The organism is Mycoplasmopsis gallinacea (genome assembly GCF_900660495.1).
In the GTDB taxonomy this organism is placed as follows: Bacteria; Bacillota_I; Bacilli_A; order Mycoplasmatales; family Metamycoplasmataceae; genus Mycoplasmopsis; species Mycoplasmopsis gallinacea.
Window position 1 is genome coordinate 762420 of record NZ_LR214950.1, and the last position, 22708, is coordinate 785127.

General features: G+C 28.5%; 20 protein-coding genes and 2 tRNA genes. 13 read left to right on the top strand and 9 right to left on the bottom strand.

Annotation, left to right across the window (positions count from 1 at the left end; all coding sequences use genetic code 4):
- The first annotated feature begins 89 nt into the window (after positions 1–89).
- The gene (locus EXC51_RS03065; RefSeq protein ID WP_129620459.1) at positions 90–1136 is read left to right on the top strand and encodes a Fic family protein; all 1047 of its coding nucleotides are present in this window, start codon (positions 90–92) and stop codon (positions 1134–1136) included.
- A gap of 276 nt (positions 1137–1412) precedes the next feature.
- On the opposite strand, the gene EXC51_RS04175 is transcribed toward EXC51_RS03065, so the two are convergent.
- Positions 1413–1568 carry a hypothetical protein gene (locus EXC51_RS04175; protein WP_165001817.1) on the bottom strand — a complete coding sequence of 52 codons (156 nt, stop codon included), beginning with the start codon at positions 1566–1568 and terminating at the stop codon, positions 1413–1415.
- A 309-nt stretch (positions 1569–1877) separates the two neighbouring features.
- Between EXC51_RS04175 and EXC51_RS03070 the strand changes: the two genes are divergently transcribed.
- Positions 1878–3836 (top strand): MFS transporter, encoded by a 1959-nt coding sequence (locus tag EXC51_RS03070; protein WP_129620460.1) that lies wholly within the window; start codon positions 1878–1880, stop codon positions 3834–3836.
- A 115-nt stretch (positions 3837–3951) separates the two neighbouring features.
- Here EXC51_RS03070 and EXC51_RS03075 read toward each other — a convergent pair whose 3' ends face one another.
- Entirely contained in the window at positions 3952–5856 is a 1905-nt protein-coding gene (locus EXC51_RS03075) for a M13 family metallopeptidase (protein WP_129620461.1), read from the bottom strand.
- A gap of 113 nt (positions 5857–5969) precedes the next feature.
- The gene (locus EXC51_RS03080; protein ID WP_129620462.1) at positions 5970–8078 is read right to left on the bottom strand and encodes an ATP-dependent Clp protease ATP-binding subunit; all 2109 of its coding nucleotides are present in this window, start codon (positions 8076–8078) and stop codon (positions 5970–5972) included.
- Between the two features lie 591 nt (positions 8079–8669).
- Between EXC51_RS03080 and EXC51_RS03085 the strand changes: the two genes are divergently transcribed.
- The 5 genes from EXC51_RS03085 (at position 8670) to EXC51_RS03100 (ending at position 11113) form a co-directional block, all read left to right on the top strand.
- Positions 8670–8756: transfer RNA gene (locus EXC51_RS03085), tRNA-Leu, on the top strand.
- 6 nt (positions 8757–8762) lie between these two features.
- Positions 8763–8838 (top strand) — tRNA-Lys (locus EXC51_RS03090).
- Between the two features lie 171 nt (positions 8839–9009).
- Complete coding sequence (locus EXC51_RS04230) at positions 9010–9717, top strand: AEC family transporter (RefSeq protein ID WP_223211657.1); 708 nt, start codon at positions 9010–9012, stop codon at positions 9715–9717.
- Between the two features lie 74 nt (positions 9718–9791).
- A complete protein-coding gene (locus EXC51_RS04235; RefSeq protein WP_223211658.1) occupies positions 9792–10112 on the top strand; it encodes an AEC family transporter in 321 nt (106 codons plus the stop codon).
- Positions 10113–10126: 14 nt separating this feature from the next.
- The gene (locus tag EXC51_RS03100; RefSeq protein ID WP_129620463.1) at positions 10127–11113 is read left to right on the top strand and encodes a 2-hydroxyacid dehydrogenase; all 987 of its coding nucleotides are present in this window, start codon (positions 10127–10129) and stop codon (positions 11111–11113) included.
- A gap of 295 nt (positions 11114–11408) precedes the next feature.
- Here the strand turns inward: EXC51_RS03100 and lepA are convergent, their stop codons facing one another.
- The 3 genes from lepA to EXC51_RS03115 form a co-directional block, all read right to left on the bottom strand.
- Positions 11409–13214: a translation elongation factor 4 gene (gene lepA, locus EXC51_RS03105; protein WP_129620464.1), complete on the bottom strand. Its 1806-nt coding sequence runs from the start codon at positions 13212–13214 to the stop codon at positions 11409–11411.
- A gap of 112 nt (positions 13215–13326) precedes the next feature.
- Positions 13327–14097: an MAG0110 family membrane protein gene (locus EXC51_RS03110; RefSeq protein ID WP_129620465.1), complete on the bottom strand. Its 771-nt coding sequence runs from the start codon at positions 14095–14097 to the stop codon at positions 13327–13329.
- Between the two features lie 36 nt (positions 14098–14133).
- Complete coding sequence (locus EXC51_RS03115) at positions 14134–14685, bottom strand: thymidine kinase (RefSeq protein ID WP_129620466.1); 552 nt, start codon at positions 14683–14685, stop codon at positions 14134–14136.
- A 60-nt stretch (positions 14686–14745) separates the two neighbouring features.
- Between EXC51_RS03115 and whiA the strand changes: the two genes are divergently transcribed.
- The 5 genes from whiA to EXC51_RS03140 all read left to right on the top strand — a co-directional run bounded on the left by whiA (position 14746) and on the right by EXC51_RS03140 (position 17695).
- Positions 14746–15636 carry a DNA-binding protein WhiA gene (whiA, locus tag EXC51_RS03120; protein WP_129620467.1) on the top strand — a complete coding sequence of 297 codons (891 nt, stop codon included), beginning with the start codon at positions 14746–14748 and terminating at the stop codon, positions 15634–15636.
- 336 nt (positions 15637–15972) lie between these two features.
- Positions 15973–16509 carry a translation initiation factor IF-3 gene (infC, locus tag EXC51_RS03125; RefSeq protein WP_235666051.1) on the top strand — a complete coding sequence of 179 codons (537 nt, stop codon included), beginning with the start codon at positions 15973–15975 and terminating at the stop codon, positions 16507–16509.
- Positions 16509–16697 carry a 50S ribosomal protein L35 gene (rpmI, locus tag EXC51_RS03130; protein WP_129620469.1) on the top strand — a complete coding sequence of 63 codons (189 nt, stop codon included), beginning with the start codon at positions 16509–16511 and terminating at the stop codon, positions 16695–16697. The genes infC and rpmI overlap by 1 nt, the downstream gene beginning before the upstream one ends.
- A 72-nt stretch (positions 16698–16769) precedes the next feature.
- Positions 16770–17120: a 50S ribosomal protein L20 gene (gene rplT / locus EXC51_RS03135; protein WP_129620470.1), complete on the top strand. Its 351-nt coding sequence runs from the start codon at positions 16770–16772 to the stop codon at positions 17118–17120.
- A 125-nt stretch (positions 17121–17245) separates the two neighbouring features.
- A complete protein-coding gene (locus EXC51_RS03140) occupies positions 17246–17695 on the top strand; it encodes a GAF domain-containing protein (protein ID WP_129620471.1) in 450 nt (149 codons plus the stop codon).
- Positions 17696–17769: 74 nt separating this feature from the next.
- Here EXC51_RS03140 and EXC51_RS03145 read toward each other — a convergent pair whose 3' ends face one another.
- The 3 genes from EXC51_RS03145 to EXC51_RS03155 all read right to left on the bottom strand — a co-directional run bounded on the left by EXC51_RS03145 (position 17770) and on the right by EXC51_RS03155 (position 20062).
- Entirely contained in the window at positions 17770–18414 is a 645-nt protein-coding gene (locus EXC51_RS03145) for a YgjP-like metallopeptidase domain-containing protein (RefSeq protein ID WP_129620472.1), read from the bottom strand.
- A gap of 544 nt (positions 18415–18958) precedes the next feature.
- Positions 18959–19774 carry a MurR/RpiR family transcriptional regulator gene (locus EXC51_RS03150; protein WP_129620473.1) on the bottom strand — a complete coding sequence of 272 codons (816 nt, stop codon included), beginning with the start codon at positions 19772–19774 and terminating at the stop codon, positions 18959–18961.
- A gap of 15 nt (positions 19775–19789) precedes the next feature.
- Positions 19790–20062 (bottom strand): MAG4270 family putative restriction endonuclease, encoded by a 273-nt coding sequence (locus EXC51_RS03155; RefSeq protein WP_408634094.1) that lies wholly within the window; start codon positions 20060–20062, stop codon positions 19790–19792.
- Between the two features lie 26 nt (positions 20063–20088).
- On the opposite strand from EXC51_RS03155, the gene secA reads away from it, so the two are divergent.
- Positions 20089–22647 carry a preprotein translocase subunit SecA gene (gene secA / locus EXC51_RS03160; protein WP_129620475.1) on the top strand — a complete coding sequence of 853 codons (2559 nt, stop codon included), beginning with the start codon at positions 20089–20091 and terminating at the stop codon, positions 22645–22647.
- The last annotated feature ends 61 nt before the right edge of the window (positions 22648–22708 follow it).

Below are 22708 nucleotides of genomic sequence, written 5' to 3' on the forward strand. Positions count from 1 at the left end.
ATTTTTTTATATAAATGCCCATTAAAAAATCATTTTTCCCTTAAAATGTGCTATATTTTAATGGAAAGAAATATCTTTAAGGGGAAATCATGAGAATTTTTAACTATTCCAAATTAAAAGAAAAGAAGTGGGATTTAGATGTTTTAAGTTTAGTTGCAGGTATTTACAGATATCAAGGTAAGCAAGAATTTTATCTAAAAGAAAAAAATGAGGAGTTAAACAAATTAATTGAAATTGCTAAAATACAAAGTACTGAATCGTCAAATGAAATTGAAGGAATTGTAACAACTAAAAGCAGATTAAAACAAATAATGGAAGAAAAAACAACACCAAAAAACAGAGATGAAAAAGAAATTGCGGGATACAGAGACGCTTTAAATATAATTCATAACAATTTTGACATAATACCTATTTCTAAAAACTATATTTTACAATTACATAAAATTTTGTTTAGTCATTTAGAAAATGGTTCTGGTGGAAAAATAAAAAGTTCTAATAATGTTATTGTAGCTAATTATCCTGATGGTCGTTCTGAAGTGCTATTTACTCCACTATCTGCTTTTGAGACCCCTGAAGCTTTAGAAAGAATTTGTTTTGAATATAACAAAGTAATTGGTAATGCAGAAGTAAACCCATTAATTGCTATTCCTGTTTTTATTCATGATTTTTTATGTATTCACCCATTTAATTATGGAAATGGAAGAATTAGCAGACTTCTTACTACTCTTTTGTTATACCAAAATGGTTTTTATGTTGGTAAATACATATCATTAGAAGCGATAATAGCTAAAGATAAAGATTATTACTATAATTCACTTAATAAATCAGGTGCAAATTGACATGAAGGCAATGAAGATCCAACGCCTTTTATCAAATATCTTTTAGGCATTATTTTATCTGCGTATAAAAGTTTTGAGGATCGATTTACTATTATTGAAGATAAAATACCGGCTGTGGAAATGGTGAGAAAAGCTGTTATGCAAAAAATAGGAAGATTTAAAAAGCAAGATATAAGAGAGCTTTGTCCTTCGTTAAGTATTAGTTCAATTGAAGGTTCACTTAGAAAGTTAGTAGACCAAGGTGATATTAAAAGAGAAGGTGTTGGTAAATCCATAACTTATTTTAGATTAAAGTAGAGTTGAAAGTAGATTTTTTTCAATGTTAAAAAAGCTTGCTATCATTGTAAAAATTGAAATTCAATTACTAATATGACTAATTTATAGACTTATTAGTAATTTTAGATTATATAAATTGGAAACAAAATGAAGTTTATTTTTTTATGCTACTAAGTGGTAAACTAAGGGCTATCAACCTTTCCCACTTAGTAGCATAACTTTTTATACTAGCAAGTGGGAAAGTAAACAAAAAAGCCAACAATGCCGGCTTGAGTATGTTTGTTATCTAATTTTAAATTAGAAGTTTGTGCAGGCTGTTAAAGCGAAAATAATTATCCCCGCACCGATAACAAATGAAATGATAGATCATAAAATGTTTAAAAGACGTTTAATAACTCCTCAAAGAGCTGCTAAAAGGATTAACCCTCCAATAATATATAATATGTATTCCATTTTTCCCTCCATACTCTATTAATTAAATTATATAAAATTGTGAAAGAGCTTTAATAAATAAGAAAAATCAATATTTTTTTACTGGAAAACATAAAAGTAAAGGAGATTAAAGTGGGTCATTCATCCGGAATGAATACCGCTTTATTTAAGGGTGAAAAGACTTTTTTGTTAATGAAATATTTCCAATTATGAAAATATGAATAAATTTATTACTGATTTCTCAATAAATAAAATAGTGAAGATATAATTTAATCATAAGGAAATATTTTCAACCCCTTTATTTCTAAAACATTATTTCGAAAGCCTAAAATGAAAACTACTTGAAAAACGAATCTAATTAAATATATATCAGCAATTTCTGTGTCTTCAATAGGTTCAGAAGCTTTTAAATTAGGTTCATCTTTGTATATATACAAAATTACTGGTGATTTTTGATTTGTGACAATGATGTATTTACTCATTCAATTACCATCTGTTATTGTTTATCTATTATCTTCTAAGATTATTAATTTATTCAAAGATAAAACAATCTTATTTGTATCTGACATCATTAGTTCATTGGTTCTTTTTATTTTGTTAATTGTTCAGTTCTTTTTGTCTGAAAAATTAAATTCAAATGAATTTTCTATAATTTTAATAATTGTTAGTTGTCTTTTAGGGTTTATCCATTCTTATAGATTTATTCACTTAAAAAACATTTTGTATTATGTGGCTCCGGATGAAAAAGCGCTATCAAAATTTAATTTAGGTAACTCACTTTCTCTTTCTATTTCTTTTGTGTTGTCACCAATTTTTTCATTGTTTATATATAAGAGTCTGCCTTTTTATTGTTTAGTGATATTTAATATTTTTACTTATATAGCATCATCTATGTTTTATTTAAGTATCAAAACAAGTAAATTGGCTTATATTTTTGATAAAGATTTTAACGATAATATAAATGTTGAAAAAAGTAAAAAGATAAAGTTTTATTCATGGATGTTCATTTTATTATTTTCCGTTGTAATAGGAATTATTTTATATCCTAAACAAAGTGGATTGATTCAATTTTTTAAATATACAGAGAAATATGAATATAACGAATGAAGTTTCTTTTTAACTATCTGTATGTCGTTTTTTGGAATGGTAGGAGTTATCATTGGTTTTATAATTAGCCATTTTTCAAAAAGCAAAAATTATTTAAATCCGGCAACAATAATTTTATCTATTGCCACACTCAATATAGTTTGAATATTTATATCATTATCTCGTAATATGCTTGTTACACTGGTTGTTTATATTGTTATAAATTCCTTCCAACAATTGTTATTTAGTTTGGCATTACCTATTTTTTATAATATTTCATATCAAATATTTGATAAAAAGAAATTCCATATGCAAAACGGAATTTCACTAACAATAAGAATTGTCGTAAGCTCTCTTTTTATAATATTATTCACTTGAATAAACAATTTATTAAGTTATTTCTGAGCATTCTTGACTTATTCATTGATACTTTTAGTTATTTCATTATTAATTTATGTATTTTATTTCATGCTTTTTGCCAATAAAGATAAATATTATAGTAATAAAAACATCTACGATAGATATTTAGAATATAGTAAATATGGTTTGTGAAATTCAGAAAAAAATATAGTGTCTAATTATTTTCCTGATAGAGAAAAAGATTTTAAAATTTTAGATATTGGTTGTGGAATGGGTAGAACAACATTTGCGCTTAAAAAGCTATATCCGAATTCTCAAATTGATGCTATTGACATTTCTGAAGAGTTTATTCAATATTGCAATTCTTTAAAAGAAAATAACAGGATTAAATTTTATCATCAAAGCATAACATCGAGTTTTAAAGGTAGTCGAAAATACGATTTAATAATATTTCCATTTAATGGTTTCACTAATATTATTAAAGAAAAAGAAATCCACAAAACCTTTCAAAATATTTATAAATTGTTAAAAAATGATGGTGTTTTTATTTTGACAACACATTATTTATACTCAAAACCAGAATATGAAAATTATTGAAAAAATATTGTAAAAATAGATGAATTAGAGCTATTTGATGATAAAAAAGTGTTAACAACAACAGAATTTGGCGTCTCAATTTCTAATAGGTTTTATTCTGTGAAAAACATTATAAATTTAGCAAATACACACAATTTTGTTGTAGATAAAATGTTCAATAGGAATGAAGAAGAAGAACCGGATTGAGTAAAAACTATTTCTACACCTGTTACTTTTTATTGTTTAAAAAAGAAAGGTGTCAAATAAGCTAAAGAAGATATTTCTAAACACTTTGCGCTTTGAAATTAAAACAAAAACACCACCCTTCTAAATGTTGGATGGTGTTTTTGTGTAATATAAATAATAAATTTAAGGAAATTTATTATCAAATTTTTACCATTTTTTCAGGCGCTAAATACATTTTATCACCTTCAGAAATTTCATACTCTTTTTGGAAATCAAGGTTGTTTTTAAGTTGAATATTTGTTCTTAATTTAACCGGTGCATGAACATCTGTTTGAAGTAATAATTTAGCTGTTTTTTCTGTGTATTTTAATTTTCAAATTTCAGCATAATTTTCAAAGAATTTTCTTGGGTTATAATCTTTTTCTCTTTTTGCAGCTTCTAATGCGCAAGCAAATCCACCAGCATCAGCGATGTTTTCTGAAACAGTTAATTTACCATTGCATTTTCCAACTTCAATTTCTTCTCCATCAAAAAGATCAATCATTGCCTGAGTTTTTTCTTTAAATTTAGCAAAATCTTCTTCGGTTCATCAGTTTTTCATATTTCCTTTTTCATCAAAAAGGGCACCATTGTTATCAAATCCGTGTGAAATTTCGTGAGCAATAACAGTTCCGATTCCACCAAAGTTAGCACTGCTACTTTGTTCGAGTGAGTAAAAAGGTTTTTGTAAGATTCCGGCTGGGAAAACAATTGAGTTTGTAGTTGGACTATAGTAAGCATTAACCATAGCAGGTGTCATTGATCAAATTTTCTTATTAACTTTTTCACCACATTTTGCTAGGTTATATTCATGAGAAATTGCACTAAAACTTAAAATGTTATCAATGATGCTTCCATTTTCCTCAAATGTTTTTGTTTTGTACTTGTCATAGTAGCTTTCAATTTCATCTGGATAACCAATCATTACATTAAGTGAATTTAATTTTAAAATAGCTTTTTTAATTGTTTCAGGGCTTAAGAAAGTATTTTTTTCTAAACGTTCTTGGTAAACTTGGATCATATTTTGGATCATTTTTTCAACATCAGCTTTAGCTTTAGGTCCAAAATATGTAAGTCCATAGTAAAGCCCAATAGGCATTTTGAAAAATGACATAGCTGTTAAGTAAGCAGCTTTTTCTTTAGGTTTAGCTTCCTTAACACCTGAGATAAATCTTGAATATTCACCAGCAAGCACTCTTGTGTCTTCATCTAAATATTGAGCATTTGCGAAGATATTATCTACAATTAAGTAGTCTCTGTAAATTTCAAAGTTTTGCTCATTAAAGATTTTTGGGAATTGTTCAAAAATATATGGGTTTCCTAAAATAACTTTTTGTAAATCTTTTTTAGTTAAATGCTTAGAAATTTTAGCTACGCTAAATCCAAATTGCTCTGTAACTTGGTCTAATGTGTAAGGGTTGTAGTAGTTTTTAACAATAGCTCTTTCTTCACTTGAGAGCTGAGCTTCTACTAATAAAGCATCAAATTTAAGGGCATTTTCAACGATTTTACTTGCTTCTGATGCGCTTTTTCCATATTTAACTAATAATTTAGTAGCAACTTCTTGATATTTACCTAAAAGTTCTTCTTTTTTCTTTTCATTAGCATAATCTTTTTTATCTGGAAGGATAATTCCTGGAATCCCTAATCATAAAACATTTACTGAGCTATCTTCAAAATCTGAATAGCTGTAAATTTCATAAGGCATTGATCTAAGTTTTTTAGCAAGTTCGATGTAATTTTGGTCAACTTCAGCAAATGATTTTAAAGATTCGATAGTTTCAATAATTGGTTTAAGAGGATTCATTCCAAGAGCTTCTCTTTTTTCTCAATCTGTAAGCATTCTATAAAATTTCACGTATTCGTGAATTCTTTGATCATTTGGGAGATCTGCTTTACCTGTAGCTCAATCATTAGATAAATTCTTTAATAATTTTTCTAATTCAATATCCAAAATGATAAATGAACCATATGCAGAACGATCTGAAGGAATTTCTGTTTTATCTAATCATTCTTTATTTACTGCATCAAAAAAGTCATTTTTAATTAGTTTTGAATTCATTTTTACTCCTTTTATTTTTATTTACAATAAATAATATTTTAATTATATTTTATTTGCACTATTAGCTAGCAAATAAATTTTAAAAATAAAAGGTAGCATTTGCTACCTAAATATTAAATTTCAAATTCATTATCTTTTACATTCAATTCAACTTTGGTATCGTGCAAGTCTTTTTCAATAATTCTAAGAGCAATAACACTTTCAATTCTTTTTTGAATGTATCTTTTAATTGGACGAGCACCGTATTCAGGGTCAAAAGCATCATCTAAAACTTTATTAATAACTTTATCTGTATAAGTTAAATCAATGTTTTTGGCTTCTTTAATTCTTTTTACTAATTTATCAAGTTCAATTTTAATGATAGCTTTTACATTATCTTTAGATAATGGGTTAAAGCAAATGATTTCATCAATTCTATTGATAAATTCTGGTCTTAAGAACTGAGTGAGAATTACTTTAACTTCTTTATCTGAAAGAGGTCCTTTGTTTTCGATAATTTCTTTAGCCCCTAAATTTGAAGTCATAATAACAATTAAATTACGACAGTTGATAATTTTACCTTTTGAATCACGAATCATCCCATTATCTAAAAGTTGTAAGAACACATTTAACACATCTGGATGAGCTTTTTCAATTTCATCAAGAAGTAAAATTGTATAAGGATTTTTTCTAATTCTTTCAGCTAAATGCCCTCCTTCGTCAAAACCGACATAACCTGGAGGAGCTCCAATTATTTTAGCTACGCTGTGTTTTTCCATATATTCAGACATATCAAGACGAATCATTTGTTTTTCGCTATCAAATAATTGAAGTGCTAATTTTCTTGCAAGTTCAGTTTTACCAACTCCTGTTGGTCCTAAGAATAAGAAACTAGCAAGTGGTTTATTTGGGTCATTAATATTAGCTTTAGTTCTTAAAATAGCCCGAGAAACTAAATCAATAGCTTGTTTTTGACCCATAATTTCATTATTTAATTCTTTTTCTAAGTTAATTAATTTATTTTTTTCAGTTTCAATTAATTTTTTAATTGGAATTTTAGTTCATTTAGAAATAATTTTGGCAATATCTTCTTCTAAAACAATGTCTTTTAATAATGCATTAGCACTATTTTTAGCAAATTCAATTTCCTCAATTTGTTTTTCGATTTTAGGAATGTCGCTATATTTAATTTTTGAAGCTAATTCAAAATTCCCTTCATTTTGAGCATTTTGGAAACTAAATTTTAAATCTGAAAGTCTTTTTTGAAGTTGTGAAAGCTCATTCACTTTTTCTTTCTCAGTTTTTCATTGTTTTTCTAATTGAGCAATTTTTTCATCACCTATTTTAATTAAGTTAGTTAACTCTTGAACTCTTGCGGCTTGATTTTTACTATCTCTAAGCGCAATTTTTTCCATTTCAAGTTTTATTTTTTCTTGTTTAAGTTTTTCAAGAACTTCAGGTTCAAAGTTCATTTCAGTTTTAATTGTTGCAGCTGCTTCATCGACTAAATCGATTGCTTTATCAGGTAAAAATCTATCTGTAATATATCTATTAGATAATTTAGCAGCAGCAATAAGAGCATCATCAGAGATTTTAACTTTATGGTAGTGTTCTAATCTTTCTTTAATCCCTCTTAAAATAGTAATTGTACTTTCAACATTTGGTTCTTCGACATCTATTTTTTGCATTCTTCTTTCTAAAGCTGCATCACTTTCTATGTATTTACGATATTCATCAAAAGTTGTTGCACCTACTAAATGAAGCATCCCTCTAGCCATTAAAGGTTTAATGATGTTAGCAGCATCCATTCCTGAATTTGAACCAGTTTTACCTGTACCAATTAACATATGAATTTCATCAATAAATAAAATAAGTTCATCTTTACTTTCTTCAACTTCTTTTAATAATTGTTTCAATCTTTTTTCAAATTCACCTTGGTAAGATGCACCAGCAATTAATGCAGGAAGATCAATTTCAATAACTTCAGCATTTTTTAAGTTTTCAGGAACTTGACCTTCAATTATTTTATGAGCAAGTCCTTCAACAATAGCTGTTTTACCAACCCCAGGTTCTCCAACTAAAACAGGGTTATTTTTAGTTTTCCTACTTAAAATCCGAATCATTCTACGAATTTCATCATCTCTACCAATAACTGGATCAAGTTTGTTTGCTTCAGCAAGTTTAGTTAAGTTTTTACCATATTTAACTAATGCTTTTTCTTCTTTTTCATAACTCATATTCATATTCTTTCCTCCTTGATTCCATCTTTATATATAATATTTTATCATAAATTTAGCAAACAAGTAATTCAATTGCTAAATTTATTTCGGAGAAAAAATTGAGACTCTTTCCTTATATTTATACAATAAGTAATTCAAACTCCTTAAATAAAGTTTTCTTTAAAGGAAAAAGTTAAATAAAAAGGCTGGCCATAAGCCAACCCCGGTGTTTCTAAACGAGAAGAAACACCTTACCATATGAATTATAAAAGATTTGTTTCTAAACAGAGTTTCAACAATCCTACCCTTTTTAATATCTCCAGTTAAAAAAAGAGGATCTAAATTGCGAAAACGAATTTTAGCAATTATGTGCCTAATTATCCTCTGTTAAAAAATAAATAGGCACATAATTATTATATATAAAAATATAGATATTAAAAAATTGAGCTAAGACGATCAAGAAAATAAAAATAAAAATTTTGCTTGCTCTAATTTTTTAGTGTATAATAAATTTCGCACATATTAAATAAGCGAGAATTTATAAAAATAAAAAATTTATAAAAAAATATTTGTTTGATTTTATTTATGTGCTATAATAATTTAGCAAACAAAAAAGCCCAGGTGGCGGAATAGGTAGACGCAAGGGACTTAAAATCCCTCGGTCGCAAGACTGTGCTGGTTCAAGTCCAGTCCTGGGCACCAAGATGAGCGCCCTTAGCTCAGCAGGTAGAGCAAATGGCTTTTAACCATTGGGTCAGAGGTTCGAATCCTCTAGGGCGTACCATTTCAAGAAATTGTCCAAAAACACCTTGTAAAAGGTGTTTTTTTCCACACTTTTTTAAAAAACTACAGCAATTAAGATGCATAATTTTTTTAAAAAATTTTAAATAATGTAAAATTTTTAATGCTTATTTTATAAATAAGCATTCATAACAAAAAAAGGATGTATTTTAATATGTTAGAAACATTAAAAGCTGTTATGTCCAATTCGCAATTATGGGGAGCAATCTTATCAACAATTTTAATTGTTGCTTTAGGATTTACTCTTGTTAAAATCAAAGTATTTAAAGCTGAATGAAAAGGTGTTTTAAATGCGATTGTTTTAAAAGTAGCTCTTCCTGCACTTGCTATTTCAGGATTTATGAAAACAGCTACAATTAAAGAGCTTCAAGAGCAAGGAGTTGTTCTTGGTATCTCTGTTGCATTTTATGCAATTCTTTGTTTAATAGCTTTTGTTTGAGTAAATTACTCAAACAAAAAAGTATCTTCAAAAATTACAGATAACTCAATTGTGCAAACAATTGGTGGTGAAAATGTATCTCAAGGAAAAGCCCTTGTTATTTGAATGATGCTTATCTTTGGAAGCACAACATTCTTTGGACTTCCAATTATTAAATCAGTATATAACTCTGGAGTACCAGCAGCTAATATCTGATCAATTCCATATAGAGTATTTTTATACTCATACTGCTTTATGCTTATGGCAGGGTTAAAATTTGACCGTGCAAATATTACAAAATCATTAAAAACTGCTCTTTTAAATCCTATTGTTATTGGAACATTTGTAGGGCTTATTTGTTATTTAAGTGGTTTAATTCCTGCAAAAATTTTCCAAAGTGCAAATGAAAAGGAAAAATTGTTGCTTGATTTGACCTTTCAGTAACTGCACCATGATTACACAAACCATTTACATATTTAAGTGGTCTTGCTAGTCCATTAGTATGATTATCAATTGGTATGACTTTAGCAACTTCAAACCTTGCTTCAGCTGCTAAAAATAAATGAGTATGAATTTTTGCTGTTTTAAAATTAGTAGCTCTTCCAGCTATGGTATTCGGAGTGTTCTGAGCCTTAAATGCAGGTGCATTAGTGACAAAAGCAGTTGCAGCTTCAATGGTTATTTTTGCTGCAGTTCCACCTGCTACAGTTGTTATTGCTTACGCAATGCAATATAAAAACAATGAACAATTTGCAGCTGAGTGCTCTGCTTTAACAACACTTCTTGCAATTGTTGCAATCCCATTCTGAATCTTCATTTGTGAAGTAGCTTTTAGATAAAAAGGAGTAAATAAATGAAAGTAATTTGTTTTGGTGTTAGGGATGTTGAAAAACCTATCTTCGAAAAATATAATAAAAACTATAACTATGATTTAGAACTCCGTGGCGAATCTTTAAGTGCAGATAATGTTGATTGTGTTAAAGGTTTTGATGCAATTATTGCTCGTGCTAGCGACAAAATCAACTGTGATGTACTTGAAAAAGTTAAAGAATTCGGAATTAAATATGTTTTAACAAGAACTGTTGGTTTTGACCACATGGACGTATCTAAAGGTAGAGAATTAGGTATTTTAATGGCTCGTGTGCCAAGTTATTCTCCAACAGCTATTTCTGAGGTTGCTGTATCAATGGCGCAATCGCTTTCAAGAAAAACAGCTCACTTTGCTTACAATGCTTCAAAACACAATTTCCAAATCGATCCATTTGGATTTGCTAAAGAAATGAAAAACAGTGTTGTAGCAATTATTGGAACTGGAAAAATTGGTTATGAATCAGCTAAAATGTTTAAAGGGCTTGGGGCTAAAGTTCTTGGATACGATCCATATCCAAATGAAAAAGCTAAAGAAGTTCTTGAATATGGTTCATTAGATGAAGTACTTGCTCAAGCTGACATTGTTTCATTCCATATGCCTTATATTAAAGGCGTAAATGACAAAATGATTAATAAAGACTTACTTTCAAAAATGAAAGATGGTTCAATTTTAATCAATAGTGCTAGAGGTCAAATCCAAGATGAAAGCGCAATTTTAGAAGCTTTAGAATCAGGAAAACTTAGTGGAGCTGGACTTGATGTTTTATACGAAGAAAAGCTTTACTTTGGTAAAAATCAACCTGAAATTAAAGATGAAGTGATCTTAAAACTTTTAAGTATGTATCCAAGAGTATTAGTGTCACCTCACATTGGAAGCTACACAGATGAAGCAGTTGCTAATATGGTTGAAATTTCATATGAAAACCTTAAAAACTTTGTAGAATCTGGTGATTGTCCAAACAAACTTTAATTAAAACAAAAAATCGAAAGGCTCATTAGCTTTTCGATTTTTTGCATAAAAAATGTAAGCATGCTCGCTTACACTGATATTATTTTGCGAATGGCGGGTCACTATACGCAAGCAGCGATTTGATCTAAGCAAATCTCACCCTTTCGTTATTAACGAAAGCATTAAATTTATTATAAACTAATTTGCTAAGCAGTCAATTCTTTTGTTTGGTATTTTTGTTCCCTAAAAATAGGCATCTATGGAATTATTAAGCAAGTTAGCTAAACAAAAATTCACGCTAAATGCGTGAATTTCATTATTTTTTGTTATAAATATTGGTTTTTAAAATTGATAAGAATGCTTCTTGTGGCACTTCAATTGAACCAAGACGTTTCATTCTCTTTTTACCTTCTTTTTGTTTTTTAAGAAGTTTTTGCCTACGAGTAACGTCTCCTCCATAAAGCTTAGCTGTAACATCTTTACGGTAAGCTTTAATTGTTTCACGAGCAATAATTTTACCACCAATTGTAGCTTGAATTGGGATTTCAAAGTTTTCTCTCGGAATAGCTTCTTTTAATTTTTTACATAACTCCCTTGATGATTCGTAAGCTTTTTCACGGTGTGAAATAATTGAGAAAGCGTCAATTTTATCACCATTTAAAAGAATATCAACTTTAACAAGGTCGCTTTCACGATAGCCAATTCATTCATATTCAAATGAAGCATAACCTTTAGTTCCTGATTTTAATAAATCAAAGAAATCAAAGATAGTTTCAGCAAGCGGAAGTTCATAAACTACCTTAGATCTTCTTGAATCAATAGCTTCAAGAGATTTATAAATTCCACGTTTGTTTTGGCACAATTCCATTACATTTCCAATATATTCATTTGGAATAAAGATACTTGCTTCAATGTAAGGTTCTTCAATATAGTCAATAAAAGTACGATCTGGAAATAAAGAAGGGTTTGAAATCATTTCAAAATTACCTTTAGTCATATGTACTTTGTATTCAACTGAAGGGCTAGTTGCAATGATTCCAACTTTGTATTCTCTATCTAATCTTTCTTGAAGAATTTCCATGTGAAGCATTCCTAAGAATCCAACACGGAAACCAAAACCAAGAGCTTTTGAGGTTTCTTGTTCTCAAGAAATTGATGAATCACTTAATGAAATTTTCTCTAAACTCTCTTTTAAAATTGAATAATCACGAGTGTCAATTGGGTAAAACCCAGTAAAGACAACAGGTTTCATTTTTTTATAACCTGGAAGGGCTTCTTTTGTAGGATTATCTATTAAAGTAATGGTATCTCCAACATGAACTTCTTTAGCATCCCTAATAGCTGCAGAAACTCATCCAACTTCACCAGCTTCAAGGAAGTCTTTTTTAGTTTCATATGGGTTTTTAACCCCTAAGTCAATTACGTGATATTCTTTTTCATTTTTATCTGACATGAATTTAAATCTATCACCGGTTGCTAACTTACCTTCAAAAATTCTAACAAGCATAATAACACCACGATATGGGTCAAAGTAGCTATCAAAAATTAAAGCTTTTAAAGGTTTTGAATCATCAGCGTTTTTCGGTGAAGGAATATATTCAACAATAGCTTCAAGCAGTTTATCTACCCCAAGCCCTGTTTTAGCAGAAACTAAAACAGCATTTTGAGTATCAATTCCAATAACTTCTTCAATTTCTCTTTTAACAGCTTCAACATCAGCACTTGGAAGGTCAATTTTGTTAATAACCGGAATGATTTCAAGGTTATTTTCTAATGCTAAATACACGTTTGCTAAAGTTTGAGCTTCGATCCCTTGAGTAGCATCAACAAGTAAAAGAGCTCCCTCACTAGCAGCTAATGAACGCGAAACTTCATAAGTAAAGTCAACGTGACCTGGTGTGTCAATTAAGTGAAAAATATAGTCTTTATATTTTAATTGAACAGCGTTTAATTTGATAGTAATTCCTCTTTCTTGTTCAAGCTCCATTGAATCAAGAAATTGAGATTTTAATTCTCTTTGAGACACTGTGTGTGTAAGTTCTAAAATACGGTCAGCAAGTGTGCTTTTACCGTGATCAATATGTGCAATTATGGAAAAGTTTTTAATCTTATTTTTATTCATGTATTAAATTTTATATTAAAAATATAAAACTCATGCAAAATTCGAATGCTCATAGGCAAAAACCTTAAAAAAACAAGCAAGCTAATTTAGCTTGCTTGAGTAAAAATAATAATTATCTTCTATCACCCATATTTGTGAAGATTCTAAGTAAGAAAATAACTATTTGTCAGTAATTGAAGTAAAGAACAATTCCATAATAAAGACCTTTGGTATAAATTTCTTTATTACTTTCAAATTGAATCATGTCAGCTTCTTTTCTAATGGTAAATCATGTAACGGCAGTAATACCTGAAATTACAATTGTTCCAACGATTCCGATAATTATTTCAAGAGTTGAATTAAGAACAAAAAATGAAACGATCATTGAAATAATAAGACCTACCGATAAAACCCCTACAAGGATTGAAAGCTTACGGATATCAAAAAGATTAAAGTAACCAATAAGTCCAAAAATAAAGATTAAAATAGCGGGTGCAAATAAAATTAAAAGAATATTAATTACACCTTTATTAATTGAATATACACCATTTTCACCTTCAGAAAGTCCATAAAGAGCAACAGCTCCTGCAGCAATAACTGCAGCAGAAAGAATAGCAAATGGATAGTAAATTGTAAGTGCTATAGCTCCAAATTTTTTCAATCACATTCCGGCTATATTTACAATAACAAAAACAAAAAGTGATATGTAGAAAATCATTTGGAACGATCTACCAAAACTTGCTGCGTTGTTAGCAAGTAATTGGAAAAAGAGTAATGATAAAGATAAAATAGCAACAATTCCAAGTCCAAATGAAACTAAAATAGTTGAATAGAAAAGTTGTTTACTTTTTGCTTGTTCTTTAGTCAAAGTTTCGACTGTATAATTATTTGTATTTATTTCCATAATAAAAAATTATATATATTTTTGGTTATTCCAAATTTATTTATTTTTATGACAAAAGCGACATCTAGCTTCATAAATATCATCACCAATAACGGTGCGTAATTTTGAATCAATTTTTCTAAATGACATACCTGCAGGTGCATAACAAACCATGCAGACAGCTTTTAATTTATCGACTTTATCAGCAATTGCCATTAGCTTTGCAACATTTTCAAAAGGGTTTCCTTCAAAGTCCATATCTAAACCAGAAATGATAATGTGAATACCTTTGTTAGCTAATTTCTCAATGATTGTGATAATTTTCTTGTCAAAAAATTGGATTTCGTCAAAAGCAATCACTTCGGTTTTTTCGTCAATATGACTTAAAACTTCTTTAGGTTCATTAATCGAAATAGCTGGAAAAGTTGAACCAGTTCTACTTACAATTTTAGAATCGGAAAAGCGAGTATCTAAAGCTGGTTTGAAAATAATTGGCTCAAATTTAGCTATTTTATATAAAGTTAAACGCTTAATTAATTCGGAACTTTTTCCTGCAAACATAGGTCCTGTGATTATTTCGATTGTTCCATTTTCTACATTTTTTCTCATAGTGTCTCTCTTTGTTTTTTCATTTATTTTAAATAATAAGTTTATTATAATTAATTTGCAATGAATTCTAAAAATAAAACATTTTCTCATGATATAAAATATGAAATTTTATCAAGCATCAAAAACGAAAAGGAAACTAAAGCTTTTTCGTTTGGTTTTTTATTAAGTAGTTACAAGTTAATTGACAACCAAATGGTGCTCAAAATTAATGATGATTTTATTTTAGATAAAGTAAGCAAGTTTTTCAAAAAAAGCAATATTAGCTATGACAAATGAAAAAATTCTAAGACTATGATTAGCGTAAATAATTCATTTTTAAGCAATATTTATAATCAACAAAACGTCTATAATCCAGAATTTATAAACGAATTTCAAAACTACTTTACAAGTTTTTTTGCAGGTGTATTTGTAGCTTCAGGAAATGTTTCAGGACTTCATACAACTTCATATCACCTTGATATTTCAACTAAAAACGCAGATTTTGCAAGTCACATCCAAGATAAACTTAACCAATATCAATTTGGTTTTAAGATTCTACAAAGAAAAGATAAATACTTTTTATATATTAAGAAATTAGACAATATTTTAGAGTTTTTAGCAGCTATTGGAGCTCAAAAAGCTTGATTAAAAATGCAAGATATGAAAATTCAAAGAGACCTTGAAAACGTAGTTAATAGGATCAATAATATTGATATGAGCAACTTACAAAAAATTGCAAAAAGTTCACTTAAGCATATTCAAAAGATCAACTACGTTTTTGAAAACAACCTTGAAGCTAATTTTACTGAAAATGAACTTGTATTTTTTAGATTAAAGCTAGAAAATCAGGGTTTTTCGCTTTCTGATTTATCTAAAATTTTAGAAGTTGAGCATAATATTTTTATTACTAAAGGTGGCCTTGGACACTGACTAAAAAAGCTAGAAAAAATAGTCAAAGAGCATCAAAAATAGCAAAAAATTACAATCAAAAATTATTTTTAAGCATTCTAATAGAAAAAACAAAATTTATAGCAAAAATAGAGTTTTGATTCTTCATTTTTTGTGTTAAAATAATAAAGCAATATATATTTATTATTTAATTGCAGAAAGTAGAATCACTTCTCACCTGATGACCATAGTCTTGGGTTTTGCTACAATTAAATGTATCTATTTTTTGGGTACTTTTTTGGTAGAGAAGTGGGGAACCACTTTTTTTAAATTTTTATTATTAAGGAGTTTATTATTCAACCAAAAGGAAAAAAACCAGTAGCTGAACATTACGTTAATGAAGCAATACCTTTTAAACAAGTGTTCTTATTAGATTCACAAGGACAAAAAGTAGGTGTTGTTAGAACAGCTGAAGCCATTGAAAAGGCTAAAAATGAAAAAATGGATTTAGTGCTAATTCAAGCAAATCCTAAACCAATTGCTCGTATTTTAGATTATGGAAAATTTAAATACGACCGTAAGAAAAAAGAGAAAGAAATTAAAGAAAAACAAACTAACATCCAAAACCGTGAAGTTAGACTTACACCGATGATTGGTGATAATGACCTTATGACTAAAAGTCGTAAAGCTCGTGAATTTCTTCTTAAAGGTGATCGTATTAAAGTTTCTCTTAAACTTAGAGGACGTGAAATTGGGAGAAAAGATTTAGGATTAGCAACATTAGACAAGTTCTATAAAACATTAGAAGATATTGCTGAAATTACAACTGAGGCAAAACTTGTTAATGAGCGTTTCCTTGACATGAATCTCCAACCTAATAAACAAAAAATTCAAAAATATTTAAAAGAAAAAGAACTTGAGAAAGAAGCTCAAGTTACCAAAGAAGGAGAAAAATAATGCCAAAAATGAAAACTAAAAGTGCGTTAAAAAAACGTATTAAAGTTACAGGAACTGGTAAAGTTATGAGAGAACAAGCTTACCGTTCACATTTAGCACAAAATAAAACAACAAAACAAAAACGTCAAGCCCGTAAATCTGTATTAATGTCAAAAAGCGACCTTAAAAGATTTAAAGCAATGTTCTAATTTGCTTGTTAATTTATTTTTTTAAAAATTATTAATTCTCACATATTAATTTAATTAAGAAAGGAAATAATTATGGCAAGAGTTAAAGGTGGAACAGTTACAAGAGCAAGACGTAAAAAATGATTAAAATTAGCTAAAGGATACTTCGGTCACAAATCAATCGGTTACAAAGTTGCAAAACAAGCAGTTGTTAAATCATGAACATACGCTTTTAGAGACCGTAAACAAGTTAAAAGAAACTTCCGTAAATTATGAATCGCTCGTATCAACGCAGCTACAAGAGCTGAAGGAATGAGCTATTCAAGATTTATCTCAGGACTTAAAAATGCTAACGTTGTTGTAAACCGTAAAATGCTTTCAGAATTAGCTATCAATGAACCTAAAACATTCAAAGTTTTAGTTGACTTAGCTAAACAAGCTTAATTTAATAATTAATGCAAACCTTAGGTTTGCATTTTTATTTTCTTAAAGTTGCCTGAAAATGTAAAAAAGTGCAAAAAAGCTATTTTTTTAAAGTTAAAAATGCATTTTTTGCTTATAATAATGCAATGAAAAAACAAGAATATATTAGTTTATTAAACGAAGAAATTAATGTAAATTCATTACTTGCAAATTCAACTGCTTATATTAATGATACTGTTGAAAACCTTAATTGAGTTGGTTATTATTTAGCTGAAAATGACACTTTATACTTGCATACTTTTCAAGGTAAAGTAGCTTGCTCAATTATTCCGTTTAACAAAGGAGTTTGCGGTCACGCAGCTACTACTAAAGAAGTTGTGGTTGTTCCAGATGTACATCAATTCCCTGGACACATTTCATGTGATGCAAATAGTAAATCGGAGATAGTAATCCCAATCATTGTTGATGAAAAGTTATATGGAGTTTTAGATATTGATTCCCCAATTAAAGATCGTTTTGATGCCGAAATTACTGATGAACTTACAGAATTTGCAAAGTGAATTGAAACAAAAATTAAAAGTTTAATAAATAAATAATTAACAAATAAAGCCGAATGTGCCTGAAAATAGCGCACATTCGGCTTTTTATTTTTATACTACTAAGTGGGAAACTAGAATTTTTTGTTATGATGATTAGGTCTGAAATAAAATTTATGTAACAATTTAAAATCTTTAATAAATTTTTCACCATCTTTATAAAATCCAGCACTGTGTCCTTTATCTTTATGAATATGGTGCAAAAGTTCATGTAAGATTGTAAGCTGAATTAAATCCGGATGCTCACAAATCATAGAAATTGTGTATTGTATTAAGTTTTTTGTATATCAAGCACAAGCAATAGTAGTGCTTTTAGAATTTGGTAAAAGCTCATAAATATCAAAATCTACAGGTTTTAATGATAATTTTTCTTCATATTTTGGTTGAATTTGCCTGATAATTTCACCAAGTTGGTCTTTTAAGAAATTCATTAAAACTGCTCTTCTTTTAATTACTCTTTTATCAAGGACTTTAGATACAAAAAGAATAATTTCACCATCTGATATTTTAGATTTATATTCTATAGGACTGGTGATTTGATCTGTAAATTCTCATTTTAAAATATGTTTTTTACCTAAAAAACATATTTGTCCAGGGTTTAAAACTCATTCATTTTTTATTTCTATAACACCTAAATTATATTTAATGTGATAATCTAGATACTTATCTAGTTGAGTTTTAAAATATCAATTTTCAATTTTAGCTGCTTTTTGTAGCATTAGATATTCTGATAGACTTAATTTTATATTTACACCTTTTGAGTGCATATTATGTGTGTTTCAAAATTCATTCTTTGGGAAAATTTCAATTTTACATTGCTGCGCTGATATTAATGGATATATTACAAAATCTATCCCTTTATATTGATAAACAATTTCCTTCATATTAAATTATTATACTATAACGTACTTTGTAAAGATTGCATAGAAAATAAGCATATTAAAAACCCAGAAGCTAAATTCTGGGTTGTATTGAAATAAAAAAGGTTAAATTTTAACATTCAACGGAAGGAATTATTTTAAGCATAAAAAAATGAAAATATTTTGCAATAAATTAAATTTAAATTTTAAAGAAATGGAATTTATATATTAAATTGACAATGAATAAATGAGTTTTTAATTACAAGTTGAATGTTTGTAGGGTTACCTACTAATAAAAATAATAATATAAAAAAATTGCGTTTTTTCAATAAAAATACAATTTATAAAAAATACTTATCATTGTAAAAAATTTTCAACAATGATAAGTATAAAATATATTTTTTTACTTTTTGTTTCAATCATCAATCATCTTGATTCATTGAAGAGACATATCGTTGTAAGATGAACCTTTGAATTCTCTTACCCGATACATAATGATGTCACAAATATATTGTTGCACAATTTTACTTGTTAAAGCATCATATCGTTTGTTTTGTTCTAAGTTTTCATGAACTAAAACATTTTTATATTTAGCTGTAATACTTCTATTACTTGTGATTACTAAATAAGGCATATTGTATTGATCTACCTTATTAAGTAAGAATTGGAATTCATTTGTCAGTGCTGTTTTAGAAATCATAATTATGCAAGCACTATTAGGACGTTTGGTCATTGTGGTTGCAATTGAAATTAAAAATAGGTGGAAATCATCACAAATAATAACTTCGATTTCTAATTTTTGTAAATTATATCCAAGCTCCCTAGCGGCAATTGCGCTTGAACCAACACCAAATAAGTAAACTTTTTTGGTAGTTAAAATCTGATTAACAATGTAATCAATTTTTTTCATATCTAAGTTTTTAGAAGTGAGGTTGATTGCTGTCATATAGTGATAAGCGATAATTTCGCTAATTGAAGATTTTTCTGAAATTGAAACAGAATTTAAATATTTATACTTAACAAAGAATTGAATCTCTTTAAAAGACTTAAAACCTAGTTTTTTATACATCCTAGTAAGCACACCAGTTGAAATGTGGATTCTACTAGCGACTTCTTCGATAGATTTTTCATAAAAAAACTTTGTTTCACTATTCAAAAAATCCACAACTTTTCGTTCTGACTCAGTTAAACTCTCAAATTCATTGATAAATAGTTTCATATTGTTTAAATTATACTAATTTATGCGCAAATCTTGCTTTTTCTTCTTATAAAAATCATTTCGTTTCTCAATAAATTTGATAATCTCTTTATTTAGTTTGTTTCTTGGTATTTTTAAGTAGTTTTTTTCAATGAAATCATTAACTTCACTATTGTATATTACTATTTCACCATCATTATCATATGTAAATTCTGGTTTATCAAAACTTGAATGAGTTGTAGGATCCATATCAAATAGATTATCAATTGAATTTATACAAATTAGTATATTAAGATATATATTAATTATTTTCTATTAGTTTATAATTTAAAAATATGAATAAATTTACTAAATTTTTTGAAATAAAATCAACTGAAATGCGGATTGCTGAAAGAGCTTTAAAAAAGATCAATCAGCTGGAAAAACACGTAGTTGATATGAGTGACGAAGAACTTAAAAGTCAAACAGCATTTTTTAAGGATTTATTAGCTAAAGGCCACACTTTAGAAGAAATCAGAAATGATGTTTTTGCTGTTGCGCGTGAAGCAACCAAACGTGTTTTGGGAAAAAGACCTTATGATGTGCAAATACTTGGAGGTCTTCTTTTAGATCAAGGTTCAGTAGCAGAAATGAAAACAGGGGAAGGTAAAACTATTACTTCGATAGCTCCTGTTTATTTAAATGCTTTAGAAGGAAAAGGTGCAATTGTTTCAACAGTTAACGAATACCTTACTGAACGTGATGCTATGGAAATGGGACAAGTGTTTAACTTCCTTGGATTAACAGTAGGAATTAACAAAGCACAAATGGATCCAAATTCTAAAAGACAAGCTTATGCAGCGGACATTACATATTCAGTACACTCAGAATTAGGTTTTGATTACCTTCGCGATAATATGGTTCAAAACATTAAAGAAAAAGTACAAAGAGGACTTAATTTTTGTCTTATTGACGAGGTGGACTCAATTTTAATTGACGAAGCCAAAACACCTCTTATTATCTCTGGAGGTGATTCTGAAGATATTTCAATGTATTTTTCAGCTGACCAATTTGTACGTACTTTAAAAAATGAGGATTACTTAATTGATGAAGAATCAAAAGCAATTACTTTAACTCACTCAGGGATTGAAAAAGCTAATAATTTTTATCGTGTTGATAATATTTACCACATTGAAAACTCAGAAACTGTGCACCTTATTCAAAATGCTTTAAGAGCACATAAAGTTATGAAAATCGATGTTGAATACATTGTTAGAGAAGGGAAAATTGAACTTGTTGATGCTTTTACCGGAAGAATTATGGATGGTAGAAGTTATTCAGATGGACTTCAACAAGCACTTCAAGCAAAAGAAATGGTTGAAATTGAGCCAGAAACTAAAACAATGGCAACTATTACTTACCAAAACTTCTTTAGGATGTTTAAAAAGCTTTGTGGTATGACCGGAACTGGAAAAACTGAAAAGCAAGAATTTATCGACATTTATAACATCCGTGTTAATGTTGTGCCAACTAATAAACCAATTGCTCGGATTGATGAACCAGATTCAATTTTCTTTAGTTATGAAGATAAATGAAAAGCTGTTGTTGAAAAAATTAAGGAGCTATACGAAAAAGGTCAACCAGTTTTAGTAGGTACTGCTCAAATTGAAGATTCAGAAATTCTTCACAAAATGCTTTTTGATGCAAATATCCCACATACTGTGCTTAATGCAAAACAAAATGCTTCTGAAGCTGAAATTATTTCACACGCTGGTGAAGTAAAATCAGTTACAATTGCTACTAACATGGCTGGTCGTGGAACTGACATTAAGCCTACTCCTGAAGCTATTAAATTAGGTGGACTTTATGTTCTTGGAACTGATAAAGCTGAATCGAGAAGAATTGACAACCAGCTTCGTGGTCGTAGCGGTCGTCAAGGGGATGTTGGAACAAGTAAATTCTTTATTTCGCTTGATGATTCATTAATGCAAAGATTCTCAAATTATGAAAGTTTTAAAGAAGCTTATTCAGATGAAGCTGGTAAAGAAATCACTAATAAAACTTTAAAAATGACATTCAATCAAGCGCAAAAGAAAATTGAAGGATTCAACTATGATTCACGTAAATCTGTGCTTAACTACGATGATGTTATCCGCCAACAACGTGATTTAATTTATTCACAAAGAGACCTTATTTTAACAAGTGATGATGTGGATTTTATCATTAGAAGAATGATTCTATCTTCGGCTAAAGTTTTTGTTAATAGACCTGAATTTTATACTGAATATGGAAACTTTAAATATGATGAACTTGTTAAATATTTAAACGAAAGAATTGGTAGAGTTTTAAATCATACTTTCTATGAAGAAGAACTTCATAAATATCATGATAAAGAACTTCCTGAATATATTTCACAAGTTATGCTCACTATTTTTGATCAATGAAAAGCAAACGCTTTAGAAAAATTATCAAATGAAGAAGTGGAATCGATTTTAAGAAACACCATTTTAAGAATCTTAGATTCAAAATGACAAGTACATATTAACAGAATGGATAAACTTCGTTCTAATGTAAATTTAGTTCAATACTCACAAAAAAATCCATACCAAATTTATACTGATGAAGGAACTAAGATTTTTGAAGCAATGATTGAGTCAATTGCTTATCGAACAATCCTTGCGGTATTTGCTAACGAAATTGGTAGAAAATCATTAATTACAAAGGAAATGAGACTTGATCCAATTTTCCAACAAATTAATTCTTCAATGCCTTTTGATCCAACTAAAACAGTTGAAGAATTTGAAACTGAATTAATCGACTTATACAATTCAATTAAACGTAGAATGACTGAAATTGAAGAAGAAACTAAAAACAAAGAGCAAAATGCTTCTGAAAATGAACAAAAACCTGAATAATCAAGCTGAAGCTTGGTTATTTTTTACAAAAACACAAAATTTTTTAATTTCATTGCACATT